10 protein-coding genes are annotated in these 16,933 nt (G+C 41.9%); 2 read left to right on the top strand and 8 right to left on the bottom strand.

What is annotated here, in order from left to right:
- Window positions 1–64 precede the first annotated feature (64 nt).
- Both L4D20_RS00225 and L4D20_RS00220 read left to right on the top strand, forming a co-directional pair.
- The gene (locus tag L4D20_RS00225; protein WP_428799553.1) at window positions 65–3,352 is read left to right on the top strand and encodes a carboxypeptidase regulatory-like domain-containing protein; all 3,288 of its coding nucleotides are present in this window, start codon (window positions 65–67) and stop codon (window positions 3,350–3,352) included.
- Between the two features lie 54 nt (window positions 3,353–3,406).
- Window positions 3,407–5,107 (top strand): O-antigen ligase family protein, encoded by a 1,701-nt coding sequence (locus tag L4D20_RS00220; protein ID WP_428799552.1) that lies wholly within the window; start codon window positions 3,407–3,409, stop codon window positions 5,105–5,107.
- A 79-nt stretch (window positions 5,108–5,186) separates the two neighbouring features.
- Here the strand turns inward: L4D20_RS00220 and L4D20_RS00215 are convergent, their stop codons facing one another.
- The 8 genes from L4D20_RS00215 to L4D20_RS00180 form a co-directional block, all read right to left on the bottom strand.
- Window positions 5,187–5,618: a hypothetical protein gene (locus L4D20_RS00215; protein ID WP_428799551.1), complete on the bottom strand. Its 432-nt coding sequence runs from the start codon at window positions 5,616–5,618 to the stop codon at window positions 5,187–5,189.
- A 213-nt stretch (window positions 5,619–5,831) separates the two neighbouring features.
- Complete coding sequence (locus L4D20_RS00210) at window positions 5,832–7,589, bottom strand: methyl-accepting chemotaxis protein (protein ID WP_428799550.1); 1,758 nt, start codon at window positions 7,587–7,589, stop codon at window positions 5,832–5,834.
- Between the two features lie 237 nt (window positions 7,590–7,826).
- Window positions 7,827–8,675 carry an AraC family transcriptional regulator gene (locus L4D20_RS00205; RefSeq protein WP_428799549.1) on the bottom strand — a complete coding sequence of 283 codons (849 nt, stop codon included), beginning with the start codon at window positions 8,673–8,675 and terminating at the stop codon, window positions 7,827–7,829.
- A gap of 36 nt (window positions 8,676–8,711) precedes the next feature.
- A complete protein-coding gene (locus L4D20_RS00200) occupies window positions 8,712–9,305 on the bottom strand; it encodes a LysE family translocator (RefSeq protein ID WP_428799548.1) in 594 nt (197 codons plus the stop codon).
- Window positions 9,306–9,405: 100 nt separating this feature from the next.
- On the bottom strand, window positions 9,406–10,623 hold the full coding sequence (glgC, locus tag L4D20_RS00195) for a glucose-1-phosphate adenylyltransferase (RefSeq protein ID WP_428799547.1): 1,218 nt from the start codon (window positions 10,621–10,623) through the stop codon (window positions 9,406–9,408).
- Window positions 10,624–10,912: 289 nt separating this feature from the next.
- A complete protein-coding gene (locus tag L4D20_RS00190; protein WP_428799546.1) occupies window positions 10,913–13,378 on the bottom strand; it encodes a diguanylate cyclase in 2,466 nt (821 codons plus the stop codon).
- A gap of 207 nt (window positions 13,379–13,585) precedes the next feature.
- Window positions 13,586–15,610 (bottom strand): oxidoreductase, encoded by a 2,025-nt coding sequence (locus L4D20_RS00185; protein WP_428799545.1) that lies wholly within the window; start codon window positions 15,608–15,610, stop codon window positions 13,586–13,588.
- Window positions 15,611–15,832: 222 nt separating this feature from the next.
- Window positions 15,833–16,840 (bottom strand): helix-turn-helix domain-containing protein, encoded by a 1,008-nt coding sequence (locus L4D20_RS00180; protein WP_428799544.1) that lies wholly within the window; start codon window positions 16,838–16,840, stop codon window positions 15,833–15,835.
- Between the last annotated feature and the right edge of the window lie 93 nt (window positions 16,841–16,933).

The raw sequence follows: 16,933 nt of genomic DNA, 5'->3' as shown, positions 1-16,933 counted from the left end.
ATTTATTACGCTCAACAACAAAAACCAACAAATAATGAAAACAACTCAATTGGAGAGTAGACAAATGAATATAAGCAAACGATTATATTACATCTATATATTGCTATTTTCTGTAATCATTACAGGATGTAATGGCGGAAGCGATGGAGATAACTCTGGTGTAAGTAGCAACTCAGGAAGAACGGGGACACTAGATATAATCTTACAAGATGAGACTAACGCATCACAATTTAAATCAGATTCTACACACTCTACATTATTAAATAGAAGCAATAAGCAAAATACGACAACTTTTTCCGATTCAAATATTTCAAACTATAATACCGAACTTTCACCATACAGCCACACAACAAATGAGCCTACGCTGGACTTAGAAGCCGATAGTTTTTTGGTTCAGGGCTCTGGGCCTGATGGCGAGACTTTCGAATTCGCAACTAACGACCGAGGGGCAAGAAGTGTACAAGGGCTAGCTATTGGCCCATGGAATGTCACCGTAACTGCAAGAGATAAGAATGGTAATGAGTTCGCACGTGGCCAGAAGACCATGACGGTAAATGCCGACCAGACCACACCGTCTATAGTTGAACTGACAATGGAAGAAGGAAAAGGGACATTTGAGTTTGAAGTTATTTGGCCCAAAAACATTGCACTTTCTCCAACCCCTACCATTGAACTAAAGAACAATGATGGTGAGGAAGTTAATGGAATATCTATTGCAGTGTCCGATTATGATGCTGATAACTATGTGACTAGATTTAGTCTTGATAACAGCATTGATTCTGGATACTACGCACTAGTATTTACTATACACGATGGCAATAACTCAGACGCTAAAGTTCACCTATCGAGTGGATTTGCAGAGACAATAAGAATCATTGCAGGACAACCGACCGTCGTAAACCAAACGCTAAAAGGCGTAAAAGGTATCGGTTCAATTGACCTTGGTATTGAACTCAACCTCAACAATAAATTGCCTATCAATATCGCAAACCCTGATAGTCATCCAACACAATTTGCTTATGATTCCGGAACAGAGTTCACCGTCACCGCAGATGTACCAGAAGGCGATGATAGCTATGGCAATATCATTCGAACTTGGTATCTAAATGGTCAACTCGTTGAGTTTGGCTCTTCGTTTACTGTAAATACCGCAACATCTCCACTTACTACAACTTTTAACGGCAAATACATATCCGGTCACTATCGACTTGATGTTGTCGCTTTCAATTTATTAGGAGAACGCAGTGGCTCGGCAAGTTATGAATTTGAAGTAACAGGTGATCAAACTATCGTCGTTGAGCAAGGCTCACTAACTGGGTTTGTGAAATATAAACATACTAACTCCCCAATAAATGACTATTTAGTTACTCTTACTAATGAACAAGGTAATGAATTGCACTACGATGCAAGTAACTTTGGCAACCAAGACACTGGGGAATTCAAGATAGAAGCGATTCCATCAGGTAAGTACACACTTGAGGTCTCACGCAATGGCTATCTCTCTTTCATAGAACAGGTTCAGATTGCATCTAATCGTTCCACAAATAAAGAAATCATACGACTGTTTATTGCTGACTATTCTACAGTTAATGGCACCTCTGGTGGAATAATAACTTCCGACATCGATTACCCTAAAAAGACTGCGACTATCGAATTCCCAAACAATGCTTTCGTCTTGGAAGATGGCAGCCTGTACACCGGAAACGTACAAGTTGCGCATATCGCTTTAAATCCATCAGATTCTAGTTTCCTTGACGCTTTCCCGGGAGGGTTTACCGGAATTACGATTGACGATCAAGGAGATCCACAAGAAGTTGATATTATTTCCTTCGGTGTCATTGCTGCGCAACTATCCGACGGCAGTGGTAATCTAATCAAACTAGCTAATGATAAAAAAGCCACAATTCGTATGTCTATTGCCAATCCTGATACCGCACCTTTAACTTTACCATTGTGGCACTTAGATGAATCAACGGGCCAATGGGTTGAAGATGGTGTTGCTACTCTTATTGACGGTCAATATGTTGGTGAAGTATCTCATTTTAGTTGGTGGAATTTTGACTACTCGTGTGGTGTTATTACATCTAGTTATTGCCCATGGATACGAGTGACATTTGATGTTGTGGATATTGAAGGGAATGCTGTACCTTATGCTAATATCCACCTACAAGGGGAAGGGAACTTTGCTTATGGAAAAACAGTCACAGCCGATCATTTAGGTAGAATTACCACTAAAGTGCCTTTTTCGCCAACCGCAACTCAAGAGCAATGGGAATCTATTTCATACACTGTATCAGCTGAACAGAGCCAATCTGATTTAGATATTAATAATAGATTAAGTAGTAAACCAAGCTCAATGCAATTTTATCTAGAGCATACTGAAGGAAAAGCAGGGTACGGGAAAGCCTATTCAAGGACAATTGTACTCGATGGTTCACAAGCGTATCTAACAGTAAAGGCAGAAATTAATAATCAGTTGAGAGGTGTCGAACACAATGGATCATCGGTAAAAGTAAGTAAAAATAGTATTCCAACGGTCTTAAAAGTTAAAAACAAAGGCAGTCAATTATTAAATATAGATAGCATAAAAGTAATTAACAATGATGGAAGCACTGCTACAAACTGGCAAGTGACCCCTCCTCAAATGGTTCTTGCTCAGAATGATGAGAATCCGGTTTCAGTAACATATACAGGAAGCAATTGGGCTCAGGACCGTGCTAAAGTTAAATTTATAAGCAATGATGCTAGTGGTGAGACCCTCATTCCTTTAATAACCGTTCTTGACAGTACCCAGATCATTCAGGAATCAATCACCCTTTCTACCTTACAAACCCATGATGGCCAAATGGGTTATTGCTGGACCATAACAGACCCTTACGGTGACCCCTACGCTCCTAGCTCTGGTGAAGAACAAGCGTGCATACATTCGTATTCATACTATGAAAGAAATCCAACATTTACCGGTGAAAACACACGTGGATACTTTGCTTTTGATTTAAGTGCTGTCCCGCAAGGTGCGCTCATTACTAGTGCTAAGCTAGTGCATAAATCATGGAGCAATGCTGATGCTCATATCTATCTCGGCAATCAAAATGAGACTTTGACAGTAGAGGGAGTGTATACAACGTTTGATTCGGCATGCGTACGAGCTGATGAAGATTGCCTTTTATCTACCATTCCAACTAGTCAGTCAGGTTCTGAAGGCGCACTGACACAAAATGGACTCAACGCTCTAAATAACGCGGTAATGGGCAGTACTATTCTTAAACTACTCGCCATGAATAACGAAAGTACAGTGCACTCTTCTCTTAGGTTAGATCAATTAGAACTTGTTGTAGAGTTCGCTCACTAGCCAACCTAAAGGTAGGAGGAGAACCTCCTACCTTCCTCATACCGAGTGTATTTTATGAATATTGACTACTCTCAGCCTACTAACTGCACTTGGCTACGGGTTTTTCCTCTGGTGCTTGCCGTCACTTCAAGCCTACATTGGAGCGGATTTTATTACAGCCATGACGTGCCAAAGTGGCTAGTCATCGACATTCTTCTTTGTACTTTCATCTTTACCCAAAGACGATACTTATCCATTGATCAGTCCCTAGTAAGTCTACTGTTTATATCTGTTGGGTATTTAATGGTGAGTTCAATATTTTGGGCAAGCCACCAATACGCCAGCATTGAGTTTGTCTTACGTTTTGTCCTTTTTGGCCTTTCATTCTCCATACTCAACAGAGCGTACACTCACGCCCAACGGATAACGCTCCTCATTCATAGCTCTGTCGCATCCAGCATTGTCTTTTCCATTGCTTTTCTAATAGAGCGTGTGATTGGCTTACATGTTAGTAATGGAGCATTTACTCCCATCGGTTTTACCAATAACGCAGGCCACATTTTCAATATTTGGCTACCCGCATTATTCTTTTATCTGTTTCGTAAAAAACACCCCAAAACCACACTATTACCAACCTTATTTGCCATCTCTGTCTTACTTTACGTATTACAAATTTCGAATATACGAACCACGATGGTTGGCCTAATTTTGTCAAGCTTAGCGCTGGTTGCTATTTACCTAGCTCGTAGTCTATACACGAGGCGATACGCTTTCACTTCCCAACTAAAACTTTCATTGTTCATAGTCCTTAGTTTGTGCATCTCTCTATTTGCCATCAACATACTGGGCACATACTCAGTTTCAAGCCCGAAAAACAAAACCCAAGTACTATCACAGTTGTCGACCATCACCACCAGCCCGGTTAGTGCCTATCAACCTAGATTAAATATGCTAATGAATAGTTGGGATATGCTTATTGACAACCCTTTAGGTGTTGGAATCAATAATTTTGAGTATCACCATCCTGCCTACGCAAAAGTAGGAGAAAAAAACGCATCTAACTACATCAATGAGCGTCAAATTCTAAGAACACCGCATAACTTCATCGTTAAAATGTACACAGAAATAGGTTGGGTAGGTGGGACTCTCTTTCTATTAATGTATGCGTGGTTAGTCATTCAAACATTAAAGTTCGTATGGAAAAAACCTATGCATGGTTGGGTATTAATAGCCACATCGACATTTCTACTTCATTCATTAATGAGCCAGGTGTTTTTATCACCTCTAAGTTATATTTTCGCCATACTGCTATTCAGTTGCTTAACTGGACATAAGGAATCAGAGCCCTTAGAAAGTAATAACTTAATGAAAGGGGTTTCCTATTTGATGCTCTTCGTGCCTATGTACACTATCATCACCTTGACCTCTCATTACTATCACCATAGCGCGGGGTACAATATAGAACTCAGCAAACTCAAAAAATCAGCAGCCATTTATCCAGGTAATGACCGAGCGCTACTGAGCCTTTCCCAAGCGTATTATCAGAGGCATAACGATAAAGAAAGCGCGTTAATAACTATCAAGCAGTTTTTAGCGTTAAACCCAGAACATATTTATGGTCGTTATTATTTTGCCCAATTGCTACTGAAGAACCAGCAGTGTGAACAGGCCATATATACTCTTGCCCGTCTTCTTTCCCACTACCCTAGCTACGCTGATGCGACTAGGCTGATTGAAGAAAGTGCTAACTGCCAAGCAAAACAAAATTCGTATTAACGTACACCTGATAGGTATACAAGATAAAGTAAAGAGCATCACTTTCAGTATCAGTCATGCTCTTTACTTATCACCTTAATTATTCATCATTGCTTGGCGCGATCACCGCTTGAGTACCCACTGATATCGCCTCGCCACCATGAATATTGGCGTATGACTGTGCTTCATCCATGGTTGAAAACCACAGCGCAGGGTAACCAATATTCTTCAGCTTAATGCGCTGAGGTAAGTACTTATCAGAAGAATTGATTGATGATTCGAGAACACTTTTAAACTCGACCCAACTTTTAAAACCGTTCTCTATCGAGATAAGCTGAAGTAAGTGCTTACGCTGAATAATGGTCACGTCTTTTTGCAATTCAGGCAGTGATAACCCAACGAGCACACTGTGTTTTAACAGTCGACGTAAAATCGGCAGAGAGCTTGAAAGCTGATCAGATTTGGTTGATTTTTGTAATAACTTGGCTTCATAAAGCCATATTTCGACAAGGTTTACTTGTTCAATACGCATAATATTCTCCTATATTGAACCTACTCGCTATCGGTTTCAGAAGGTGTTCAGCGTATAAACTGAATAAATTGTATGTGCAACTGATTAGGTTGCTGATATTGGTACGGATGCTTTTGCGAGGTAGGCGTCCAATCAGCCTGCGGGTAACTTAACATAGGAAAATAGCTTTGGCTAGTGTGCCCAAAACTTCAAGTTATGGGCACATATCGGTAGTTAACTAACCTTGAATTTGCCAACAATGCTAGCCAATTGTTGGTTATGTAAGCTTAGCTCGGTCACGCTTTTAACGCTTTCAAGGCCGTTGTTATTAATGGTATGGATCACTTTTCCAATGGCTGACATATTACGACTCACTTCCTCAGAGACTTGACTCTGCTCTTCAGCTGCTACTGAGATCTCTGCTGATAAGTCGCTGATTTTGTAAACAGATGTATTCACTGCATCAAGGCAGTTGATAACTTGGCTGGTATTTTCTGCGGTCTCATGACAACTGGATTTAGTGATGTCCATGTTCGAGACAACCTTGTCATTGGCTTGTCGCAGTTTATTCAGCATCTCTTCAATTTCAGTGGTGCTATTTTGTGTTCGTGACGCTAGGTTTCTGACTTCATCGGCAACAACCGCAAAGCCTCGGCCTTGCTCCCCTGCTCTCGCCGCTTCAATTGCTGCATTTAACGCAAGTAAATTCGTCTGCGCCGCAATCTCTCCAATCACATGCAACGAATCGGCTATCTGTTTGGTGTCGTTACTCATCGTCATTACCGAATGAGACATACTATCGACTTCTTCAACAAGGGCATTCACGCTGTTTACTGCCACGTTAACCATCTCTTTTGCTTCTGACGCCTCTTGCGCGGCCTGAGTCGTCAGCTCTGCAGCAACAGCTGCGTTTTGGGCAACAGAACTGGTCGTTGCATTGATCTCTTCAACTGCAGTCACAACAAGCTCGGTCTCTTTCTGGTGTTCATTCAATAACGCTTGATTCGATTCTGCTCGCTGTTGCAATGTCTGCACTTCACCATTCGTCTGTTGGGTAAACTTACTGATATCAATCATCATCAACTGCAAACTCTCAATAAATCGGTTTACACCGTCAGCTATCCAACCAAGATCCCCTTTCGTTTTAACCGACAAACGCTGAGTAAGATCGCCATCACCACTGGCAAGGTCGAGAATGATCTGACGTAAAGAAACAATGGGCCTAAAGGCGACATTAATAAGAACAATCCCCAATGGCGCAATCACCAATGAAGAGATAAATAGAGCCAAAGTAATTTGTTGGTTAATTGAAGAGACGCTCTCTTGAATAACATTCGCATCAATGTAGCCAGTTAAACTCCATTGACCACCCTTTATGTTAAAGTTATCTGGAATTTCGATGAAATTACCAACAAGATCGCCACTTTTAAGCTCATTTCCCGCCACATCGTTTAATACGAAATTGAAACCTTGACTGGAAAAGTCATCAAATAGGCTCTGAGTTTGAGTCAGGTCGATATAGAAAATATCCCCAAGCCCTTTCCTTCTAGGAACCACTACGGTCAGCATAGGTTTGCCATCGTGAGTGATGATATTACTCACCTGTACTTCTCCGTTTGCGGCCTCTAGCATGGTTTGAAATAGCTCAGCTCGAACCTCATCATCCACTGCGCCATCTTTAGAGAAAGAGATACCCATGGTGACTTTAACAACGTCATAAAAATTAGTCGTTTCAACGATTCTTGTAATGTCTAACAAACTGAATTGAAGGTTTTCAGCCATGCTAATTTGCTGCTCAATATCACCTTGAATTTTGTCTTTAATTAACGACATTTGAATATCAAGGTTCTTTGAATCCATCTCGTGTACCGACTTACCTATAAAGTAATTCGCACTTAAGTAAGAGGTAATAATAGTAATAGCGATAATACCCATTACTAGCACATACATCTTGATTCGAAATGAAACATTCGTTAGCCAATTTAGCCACATGATCGGATCCCTTCTGTCGAGTGAGCTACGTCTTAATTATGAGAAATAGTGTTAACTTATTGTCGATATTAACATTATCGCAACATGATAATTATAAATAGCTCACAAAATAGACAAAGCACCAGAGTTCAGTGCATGTATTCACTTATCAAATATAAAAAGTGGGATTGGGGAAGAGGTTCAACGAGTTACTTTTTGTAGGAGCTGAATATCGAGATAAAAGCGTATAGCTCAGTGTTATTTGTTGATGACTGTGTTCGGTGTAATAAAGTGAGATTGATAGAACTTCGGTGTCACCGCGAGTTTTTTCTTAAACTGGCGTTGAAAATGGGCTTGATCGGAGAATCCCAATTGATAGGCGACTTCAGAGATATCTTGTCCTGTTTTCAGCATACGTTTAGAACGCTTGATTTTCTCGTCCATCAAATACGCATGAGGGGGTAAACCATATTGGTTTTTAAATGCTCTCAATAACTGATAACGGCTTAAACCCACTTCTTCCGCTAGCTCTTCTAACTGAATCACATGATCGATACCATCCAAGAGTTTCTCGCGAACACGGTTAAGATGAGGGTGCTGCTGCTCTCTCTTAGATTGAGCGGATGCCTTACCTAAACTTGCCTCAATAAAATCATACAAGCATGCCTGTGCTTGTAATGGGCTAGACTCTGACTGCAATGAGCCAAATAGTGTTTGAAATTTGGCAGCCACTTCATGACTGCGCTCTAGATCATGAAGAAATGGTGTGTAATCTGCCAGCGGCATTTTTCGGTCATAGCCTAATACCTCTTTTTGAAACTCACCCATTTTCAAGGTATCGACAAACAGCATGCTATAAGACCATGTTCCTGCTTCTGGGTTACATGAATGCACATCAGCAGGATTGATTGTTACGATATCGCCGGCTCCGATCTGGTGGGTTGAACCACGATTTTGATAAGCAGCACGACCTTGCTGTATCAGACCAAAAGAAAACTCATCATGGGAGTGAGCTTGATAACAAGCAGTGCTACGATCGGCAACTCTGAGCTCTATCCAAGGGATCAACGTACTCTGCTTAAAGCTCGCGCTGTTATCCTTTTTCATCACCCATCCCTAAGTAATTCGATTAATAAACAAAAATTAAACCCAGATCAAGCTCACCGACACTCCAAGCATCACCGCCATCACTCTATTAAACTGACGCTGTTTTACTGGATTTTCAAGTTTTTTGGCTAATAGTTGCCCGATCACTGCCCAAACTCCAACACCAATAAAGCAAACAACGAGTGAAACCGAAGTAAATAAAACCAGCGACTGCTGGGGGCTGTCTTGCCCTATCACGTACAAACTTACCCCTGACATGGCTACGAGCCAAGCCTTAGGATTTAGTAGTTGAGTCAATGCGCCAACCCACCAACTCATGCCGTTACTGGTTTGAGTTTCAATTGAGGCAGTGGGCGCTGTGTATATTCGATAAGCAAGATAGAGAAGAAAAGCACTACCAACCAGCTGCATAACAAGCTCCAACTTAGGCAATAATTTGGCCATACTCTGCAGCAGGCTACCGGAAAAAAAAACCACTAAAGCATAAGCAATTGAAGCGCCTGTCACATGCTTTAACGCCTCTCTCATACCACTATTCACTGCAGTACTTGTCGCCAATAAGTTAACAGGACCGGGCGTAACAGCACCTACAAATGCAAACACCACCATGGCAAAAAACAAACTGTTCATATCATCATTCTCCTTTTATGCAGACAAGATAAATGATGACGGATTTACAGTATTGAACGATATTGCAGCCTAGAATTCCCGTTAACTCTTTTGATTATGGTTACTCAAACACATAGCTTTCCGGTACCACGACGGTTCCTCTTTCAGAGATCGTGAATTTTTTGGCATCTTCTGCCGGGTTAATCCCTATTTCCGTACCAGAAGGGATTTTGACATGTTTATCGATAATGCAGTTTTTTAATTGGCAGCTTTCTCCAACTTCAACGTAATCAAAGAGAATACTGTCAGCGACAGTCGCACCATCGTTAATCTTAACATTTGATGAGAGCACGGAGTTTTGAACCGCCCCTCCAAAGTTAACCACGCCACTTGAGATCAGTGAGTTAATAAAGATGCCTTCATTGCCTGTTGCTGAGGATGTCGTTCTTGCTGGAGGTAATTGACGCTCGTACGTACGTATAGTCCAGTCCTTTTGGTACAAGTCCATAGGCGGAACGGGCGTTAAAAGATCCATATTGGCTTGATAAAATGAGTCGATGGTACCGACATCTCGCCAATAAGCATCTTTCGTAACTCGCCCATCATCACCACCAAATTTGTGGGCAAATACCTTCCCCTTATCAATCAGTTTTGGAATGATATCTTTACCGAAATCGTTACTTGAACCCGTAGTTTTTGCATCATTTTCTAGCGCATCAATAAGTGCTTCAGAGGTGAAAATATAAATACCCATAGAAGCTAGGCTATGGTCGGGGTCATCGGGAAGTGAAGCCGGGGTTTCTGGTTTTTCTTCAAAAGAGACAATTTTCTTTTGTTCATCAATGGCCATAACTCCAAACTCTGTTGCCTCTTGTACCGGAACGTTCATGCAAGCAATCGTCAGATCTGCACCGCTCTTTTTGTGTTGCTCTAACATTGGGTCATAATCCATTCGATAGATATGATCGCCTGACAGTACGACAATGTATTTCGCTTCACTTCGCGATAGTAACCATAAATTTTGGTAAATAGCATCAGCCGTTCCGCTGTACCATTTATCACCTTTACGCATCTGTGGTGGAACGACCGTAATGTACTCTCCAAGCTCAGGGTTAAACACTGACCACCCGTCCCGTAAGTGTTTCTGGAGTGAATGTGATTTATATTGCGTCAGCACTAGGATTCGTCGTAGCCCGGAATGAAGGCAGTTGGCGAGTGTAAAATCAATGATTCGAAACTTCCCCCCAAAAGGCACAGCGGGCTTAGCTCGATTATCCGTCAGTGGCGATAGGCGTGACCCCATTCCTCCGGCGAGTACTACCGTCAACGTCTCTTTCATATCCATCACTCCCTAACTACGTCCATTACGAATTTAATCATTAAATCCTATGAAGTAATGCAGTACAAATATCGTTCCAATGATTAACAGACTGTAATATAAAGATATTTTTAACAGATTAATTAAGATTGAACCAAAGGAGGGCTCATTGCAGGCTTATATGCACTATAAAGTTGCATTTAGGTAAGTGGCGAGGCGCAGGTTATACGCTGTCATGTGAGTTATTAGAGTAGAACCCGTCAGAGTCGTCCTTCGAATACAGAAGCCCTAAGCCCGTTAACAACACCAATCAGAGTACTAAGCTTTCAACTCGATTACGCCCAGTATCTTTGGCCCTGTATAACGCTGCATCTGCTGCCTCATACAGTTCCTCCATCTTTTGTTTTGGCGCTTTAGAGGTCACAAGGCCAAATGATGCTGTCAGCACGGATGCTGCATTGCTATATTTGTGTTCAAGCTGTAATGCCTCAATGGCTTGTCTAATCCCTTCAACAAAGGTTTCAGCCTCTTCAGGAGATAGACCTGAAAAGATAATCCCGAACTCCTCGCCCCCCAATCGAAAGCAGAAATCTGATGCTCGGTGACATTTTTCCATCAAGACATTAGCAAGCGAGATCAGTTGGTGATCACCATTATGGTGGCCATAGTTGTCGTTGTACTGCTTAAAATAGTCGATATCTAGAATCACAAAGCTGAGCCATTCCTCACTTCGTTTCGCTCTGTGAATCTCAGAAGGTAATGCTTCGTTGTAATGGCGACGATTAAATAGTCCAGTCAGAGAATCAGTGATGGCAAGTTTTTCAATCTTCTTTTTTTCCTGCCGCAATTGTTGCTCAATCTCTTTTCGCTCCATAACTTCGTTGTTCAACTTGTGGTTCAGGCTTGAGAGCTTCCGAGTCCAGTAACTGAGCAGCATTAAAACCAGTAACGATACAACCACAACCGTCCAAACAAGACTGTAATCAACACCGTGCTCATAACGAACCGTCACCCATCGAGAATAGATCGCCTTCTTCTCCGCTTCTGAAATTGAGTCGAGCGCCTTTTGCAAGATGCGTTGTAAGATTGGCCAATCACTTCGAACCGCCATACTCAGCTCAAAACGATATGGAGTAACACCAGAAACTTTCAGATTGGTAAAGCCCTCACGCGTCATCACATAATTGGCCGTCGCAATATTGCCAATATATGCAGTAACCTTACCTGAAGAGACCGCTTTCAATGCATCAGAGATATTATCAGCTTCAAACAGCTTGATTCCTGGATGATGCTCAAGGAGCAGCTCATGAGAGGCATATCCCTTAACAACCGCTACTTCTGCGTCATTCAATGCGTTAATGTCGGCGACATAAGGGATATCTTGATTGGTGATGATCATCATTGGAAAACTAAGATAGGGCTGAGTGAAGTTCAAATAACTTTTCCGGCCATCAGTAATCGCTAACGCAGGGTAGATATCCAGCTCTCGCCGCTTAGCAGCGTTGACCACTTCCGCCCAGCTCATATTTATACTTGGGATCAGTTTTACATCCAAGCGCTCACCAATCAGATTTATATAATCAGCTGCGATACCTTGGTATCTCTCCTCTTTGTTAACGTATTCAAACGGGGGCCAGTCGATATCAATGGCCAACCGAAGAGTCTTGTGCTGTTTCAACCAATCCGTTTCTTCATCGGTCAGTTCAAGTTCTTTGGTATTTTGATAGTAGGTATCAAGTAGATGCTTGATGCTGAAATTGTATAGCTTTTCGTTATCGTGTTCTTTTGAGAGTGCTTTAAAATCGATGAGTTGCCAATTATCACTAATAAAGCTGTCGAATGTATTTATGTTGTTCCAATTAATTGCATACATCCGGGTATGAAACTGGCTCGACTCAGCAGCAAAATCATTACCAGCAAGGTAATCTTTTAACAGGATTAATCCCCAAGCTGATTCGGTAAAATGGCCACCGACAGAGACATAAGGTAATGGCCCTTTGACAATTTCAAGCGCTTCCGGCAACCAATCAATACCACCCACAATGACGCTATCCATTGGCAAGGAAAGCTCAGCCATTGCATCCCTAGCGCCTAAAGCAAGTTCGTCTGAAGCAGCCCAAATAACATTAATTTCCGGGTGTTGTTTGAAATGTTTCTTAAACTGATTTTTCGCCTCAATCCGGCTCCAACTTGTCCCAGTATCACCTTCAGCAATAACCGAAACTTTTGGATGGTGCTTTATTATTTGGTAAAGGCCTTGATTACGCTGTTGTGCAGAAAGCTCTTTTTGATTGCCATTTATGACCAGCATATTCACTTCTTTAAGCTCCTCCTCATCCGCACTAATGAGAAGTTGTTCAGCCAGCAACGCACCTGCTTTTTGATCGTCAGGAGTAATACTTCCTATCCAAAATTTATACTTCGTTCTAGGGACTAAGTCATCGGAAATAAAGCCTGTGTTGTACAAAATTGCAGGGGTTCTATAGCGCTCGGTTATTGATAATATTTTTTCACCAATCTGCTCGTAGTTCATAAACAAAATCCCATCGACCCCTTGTTTACAAGCTTCGTTTACCTGACTTAGCATCGTTTTTGACTGGTTATTTGCGTTATAAACTCGCAACGTGATACCGAGATCATTGGCCGCTGCCTGAGCAAATTTGATCTGAGATTGCCATGCAAGGGTCTCGTTACGAGGAACAAACAGCGCGATCTCTGTCGCCATGACATGTAATGGTAGGAGTAAGTACAGAAGCAATATTAAGGGAATTTTCATCGGTACGGCTAAACGATGGATTTTCTCAAGTATAGCAGTCTATTCTCCAGTCAATTATTCGGCCTTGATCTACAGCCAAGCGGTGATTGACGGTCAAGATAGCGGAGATAGTGAGCACTCAGTAAGAGTGCTTACCAGTATAATAATCTTTAAAATAAAACGCCGACTGTTTAAGTCGGCGGTATTAGAGCGAGTCGTTAGTTAAATCTAAAGGTGACGAGCTACTTCATAGCCATCCCAAATCGCGGTCATGATGGTTCTTGCTTGTTGGCTATCGCCAATATTAAAGACTTCATCAACATCCAATTCATTAGCCAACGCTTCGTGCAAATGGTCTTCCGCTTTATAGCCCAAAGCTAAGATGACATGGTCGGCTTGAATTAGGTTTAGCTCCGAGCTTTCTAGCTTCACCTCAATACCGTTTGGCGTTACCTTAACTAACCTTGTAGACGTCAAGGTGGTCACTTCTTCTTGAACCAGCAACTCTTTCAACATCTGATAGTTTGCAAAGCATGTCCCGTGTGGGCCACCAATAATATCGTCATCAGCTTCAATCAATGTTACTTGTTTGCCCTTTTGCGCCATCCAAAGCGCCGCTTCTGCACCAACAAGACCACCACCAACAATCGACACGTTTTCACCTGAGATAAGATCAGGTGACATCAACAGTTTCTCTGCTGTCATCACATGCTTAAGATCTTTACCTTCAAGCCAATTTAGATCTAACGGACGTGAACCTGTCGCGAAAATAACACTGTCTGGCTGTAGATCTTCGATCGTTGTTTTATTCGCTTCGGTATTAAAACGAACATCAACGTTCTTGCGCGTCATTTCACCTTCAAACCATTGAATAAGAAGCTTATCATCGTGCTTAAATTCCGGCTGAGAACCTGGGATAACATTACCACCTAGTGCAGAAGACTTTTCTAGTAACGTAACGCTATGGCCTCGATCCGCAGCAATACGAGCGGCTTCCATACCAGCAACACCACCACCAACCACGACGACTTTCTTATGTTTGTAGGCGGGCGTAAGTTTGAATTCTTCTTCACGTCCACAACTTGGGTTAACCGCACATGAAAGATTACCTATCTCAGCCATTCTGCCCAAGCAGCCTAAGTGACAAGAAAGGCATGGGCGCACTTCATCAAAGCGGCCACGACGAATTTTATTCACTACATCAGGATCTGCCAACAATGGACGTCCCATACTAATACCATCAGCAATGCCGTTTTCGACTGCATGTGCTGCGAGATCAGGATTCTCCATTCTTCCTGACATTAATACAGGTATATCTACAACTTCAGATACCGCTTTACAGTATGGTTGATACATACCTGGCTCAAAATAGTTTGGTGGGTGATTCCAGTACCATGAGTCATAGGTTCCAGCATCCACATTTAACGCATCGTAACCTGCATTTTGTAAATATGTAGCAGCTTCTAGGCCCTCTTCCATATCCCTGCCAACTTCTTCAGCGACTTCATTAGGCAATATGCCTTGGCCGAAACCTTTCATATTACTTTTAACTGAGTAACGCAGTGATACAGGAAAGTCTTTACCACATACCGCTTTAATGCCTTGAACGATTTCAACCGCAAAACGGTAGCGATTCTCAAAACTGCCACCGTATTGATCCGTTCTTTGGTTAAAGAACTTCATGGTGAACTGGTCAAGTAGGTAACCTTCATGTACTGCGTGTATTTCAACCCCATCAAAACCAGATTTCTGCGCAATGGCGGCCGACTCAACAAACTTGCTGATAAAATACTGCACTTCTTCCGTGGTCAATTCACGATGGGTAATCGAAGGGTCAAAACGGTTGGGTGCTTCAGAAGGGGCGATCGATTTATCTACAGGAGTAAAACCAGGAATACATGAACGGCCCCACCCTGCGGTTAACTGGGCAAAGATTTTCGTACCGTATGTATGAACACGTTCAGTCATCTCTTTAGCACTTCGGATGTAGGCTGTTGGGTGATTGGTTGGACAAGGGAGTGAGGGCATAGGGAACTGTTCAAGTTCATTCTCAACCATCTGCACACCCGTGATAATAAGGCCTACACCGCCACGGGCACGCGCTGCGTAATACTCAACGCCGCGACTGTTATAGGCTCCATCAGCGTCAACACAGCCGAGCGTCCCCATTGGTGCCATTGAGTATCGGTTTTTAAGTTTCACTTTACCGATATGCATGGGTTCAAATAAGGTTTTGTGATTTGTTTTTAGCATCAATATTGCTCCAGTAAATTAAATGCAAATATCGTAGATTTGCAGAATCTGGAGCTATTTAATCAATATTTCAGCATTCAAGTTTGGCTCTATAGGACATAGGTTTGGCCAAAATGTCACGATACACATTGCTTTGATTTAGATCATTAGCCCAGTCAGAGGCAAGACCAAAAGCCATTGAATTACATAACCTTTTAGTAACTATAGTCGTACAACTTGGTCTCATTGAATAATCTTAGTTGGGCTTTTTCCGGTCCAGCGTTTAAAGGCGCGAGAAAAAGTACTGAGATCAGAGAATCCAAGTTGAAAAGCAATTTCGGTCATATTGATGGCCGGGTTTTCCAGTAAATGAAGTGCACGTTCAAGCTTGTATTTTTCTAATACACCACGATAACTCGTATTTACCTCTGCCAGCCTTCGGTTCAAGGTTCTGATATTAAGTAGCATCGCCCCTGCTACTTTTTCACCCGACATATTTTCTAAGTTTTTGAACTGATTGAGCGTATTGTAAACTTGTAAGACGATGTCATTCTTCTCTAGCTCAGCAGCCTCTCTTCTTAAGATATTCTTCGCATTAAAATGTATCTCTTGGTCATAACCTGGTAAAGGTAAGTGAAGATACTTTCGCTCAATACAGAGCTTTCTAATTGGGCTGCCTTCAGAAATAATGCAGTTTAAATGCTGCTCGATCAGAGACTTTTTGCTTTCCGAATATGGGAAATCGACTAGCTTGAAATGAACCTTTAACGACTCGTCTCCAACAATCGCCTGAATCATCGTGGCCAACGTTGCCAAATATAAGGTGATCCCTAAATAGGTCACATGGGATTCTTTGTTTTTCGGTTCATTATTGGACAACCAGAGTTCGGCATCCCCTATCTGACTTTCGTGGTAATTAAGGCGTACTGGCGCTCCTAGCACTGCGCAATAATCGCAAGCATATTTAAGTAGTGTTTTTAGGTCAGGGGCAGTCCAAAGTGTTAAAGAATACGAACCGAAAGTTAAAGGGTCGACATATTTGGCGCTTTTGAGACAAACGAGATCACCCGATTGACTTGCATGCATGTGCTGAAGAGTATTGCGCATATCCAACACGTTATGACGAAGACTTTTATTAAAACTGCCAGGAAAGTGATCATGTATATTTAGGCCGCACTCCTTGGACCCTTTAGCAATGAGCGTTAACCACCCTTTGTGTACCGACAAGGAAGGAGGAATCGAACTGTTCATACAAATAACACCTTAATAAAAGAGCCCTTTGATGATAAAAAACTTTATTTGAAAAACAAACTCCAAAAAGCGAATCTGTGAATAGACTCTACT

The organism is Vibrio kyushuensis (genome assembly GCF_050337325.1).
GTDB lineage: Bacteria > Pseudomonadota > Gammaproteobacteria > Enterobacterales > Vibrionaceae > Vibrio > Vibrio kyushuensis.
Note: the sequence above shows the minus strand (reverse complement) of the source record. Positions and strands in the feature narration are given on the sequence as shown.

What these genes read in the sequence shown, in the direction of transcription:
- L4D20_RS00215 (WP_428799551.1), bottom strand. Translation starts at nt 5,618, where the DNA reads ATGCGTATTGAACAAGTAAACCTTGTCGAAATATGGCTTTATGAAGCC.
- L4D20_RS00190 (WP_428799546.1), bottom strand. Translation starts at nt 13,378, where the DNA reads ATGAAAATTCCCTTAATATTGCTTCTGTACTTACTCCTACCATTACAT.
- L4D20_RS00205 (WP_428799549.1), bottom strand. Translation starts at nt 8,675, where the DNA reads ATGAAAAAGGATAACAGCGCGAGCTTTAAGCAGAGTACGTTGATCCCT.
- L4D20_RS00225 (WP_428799553.1), top strand. Translation starts at nt 65, where the DNA reads ATGAATATAAGCAAACGATTATATTACATCTATATATTGCTATTTTCT.
- glgC (WP_428799547.1), bottom strand. Translation starts at nt 10,623, where the DNA reads ATGAAAGAGACGTTGACGGTAGTACTCGCCGGAGGAATGGGGTCACGC.
- L4D20_RS00220 (WP_428799552.1), top strand. Translation starts at nt 3,407, where the DNA reads ATGAATATTGACTACTCTCAGCCTACTAACTGCACTTGGCTACGGGTT.
- L4D20_RS00210 (WP_428799550.1), bottom strand. Translation starts at nt 7,589, where the DNA reads ATGTGGCTAAATTGGCTAACGAATGTTTCATTTCGAATCAAGATGTAT.
- L4D20_RS00185 (WP_428799545.1), bottom strand. Translation starts at nt 15,610, where the DNA reads ATGCTAAAAACAAATCACAAAACCTTATTTGAACCCATGCATATCGGT.
- L4D20_RS00200 (WP_428799548.1), bottom strand. Translation starts at nt 9,305, where the DNA reads ATGAACAGTTTGTTTTTTGCCATGGTGGTGTTTGCATTTGTAGGTGCT.
- L4D20_RS00180 (WP_428799544.1), bottom strand. Translation starts at nt 16,840, where the DNA reads ATGAACAGTTCGATTCCTCCTTCCTTGTCGGTACACAAAGGGTGGTTA.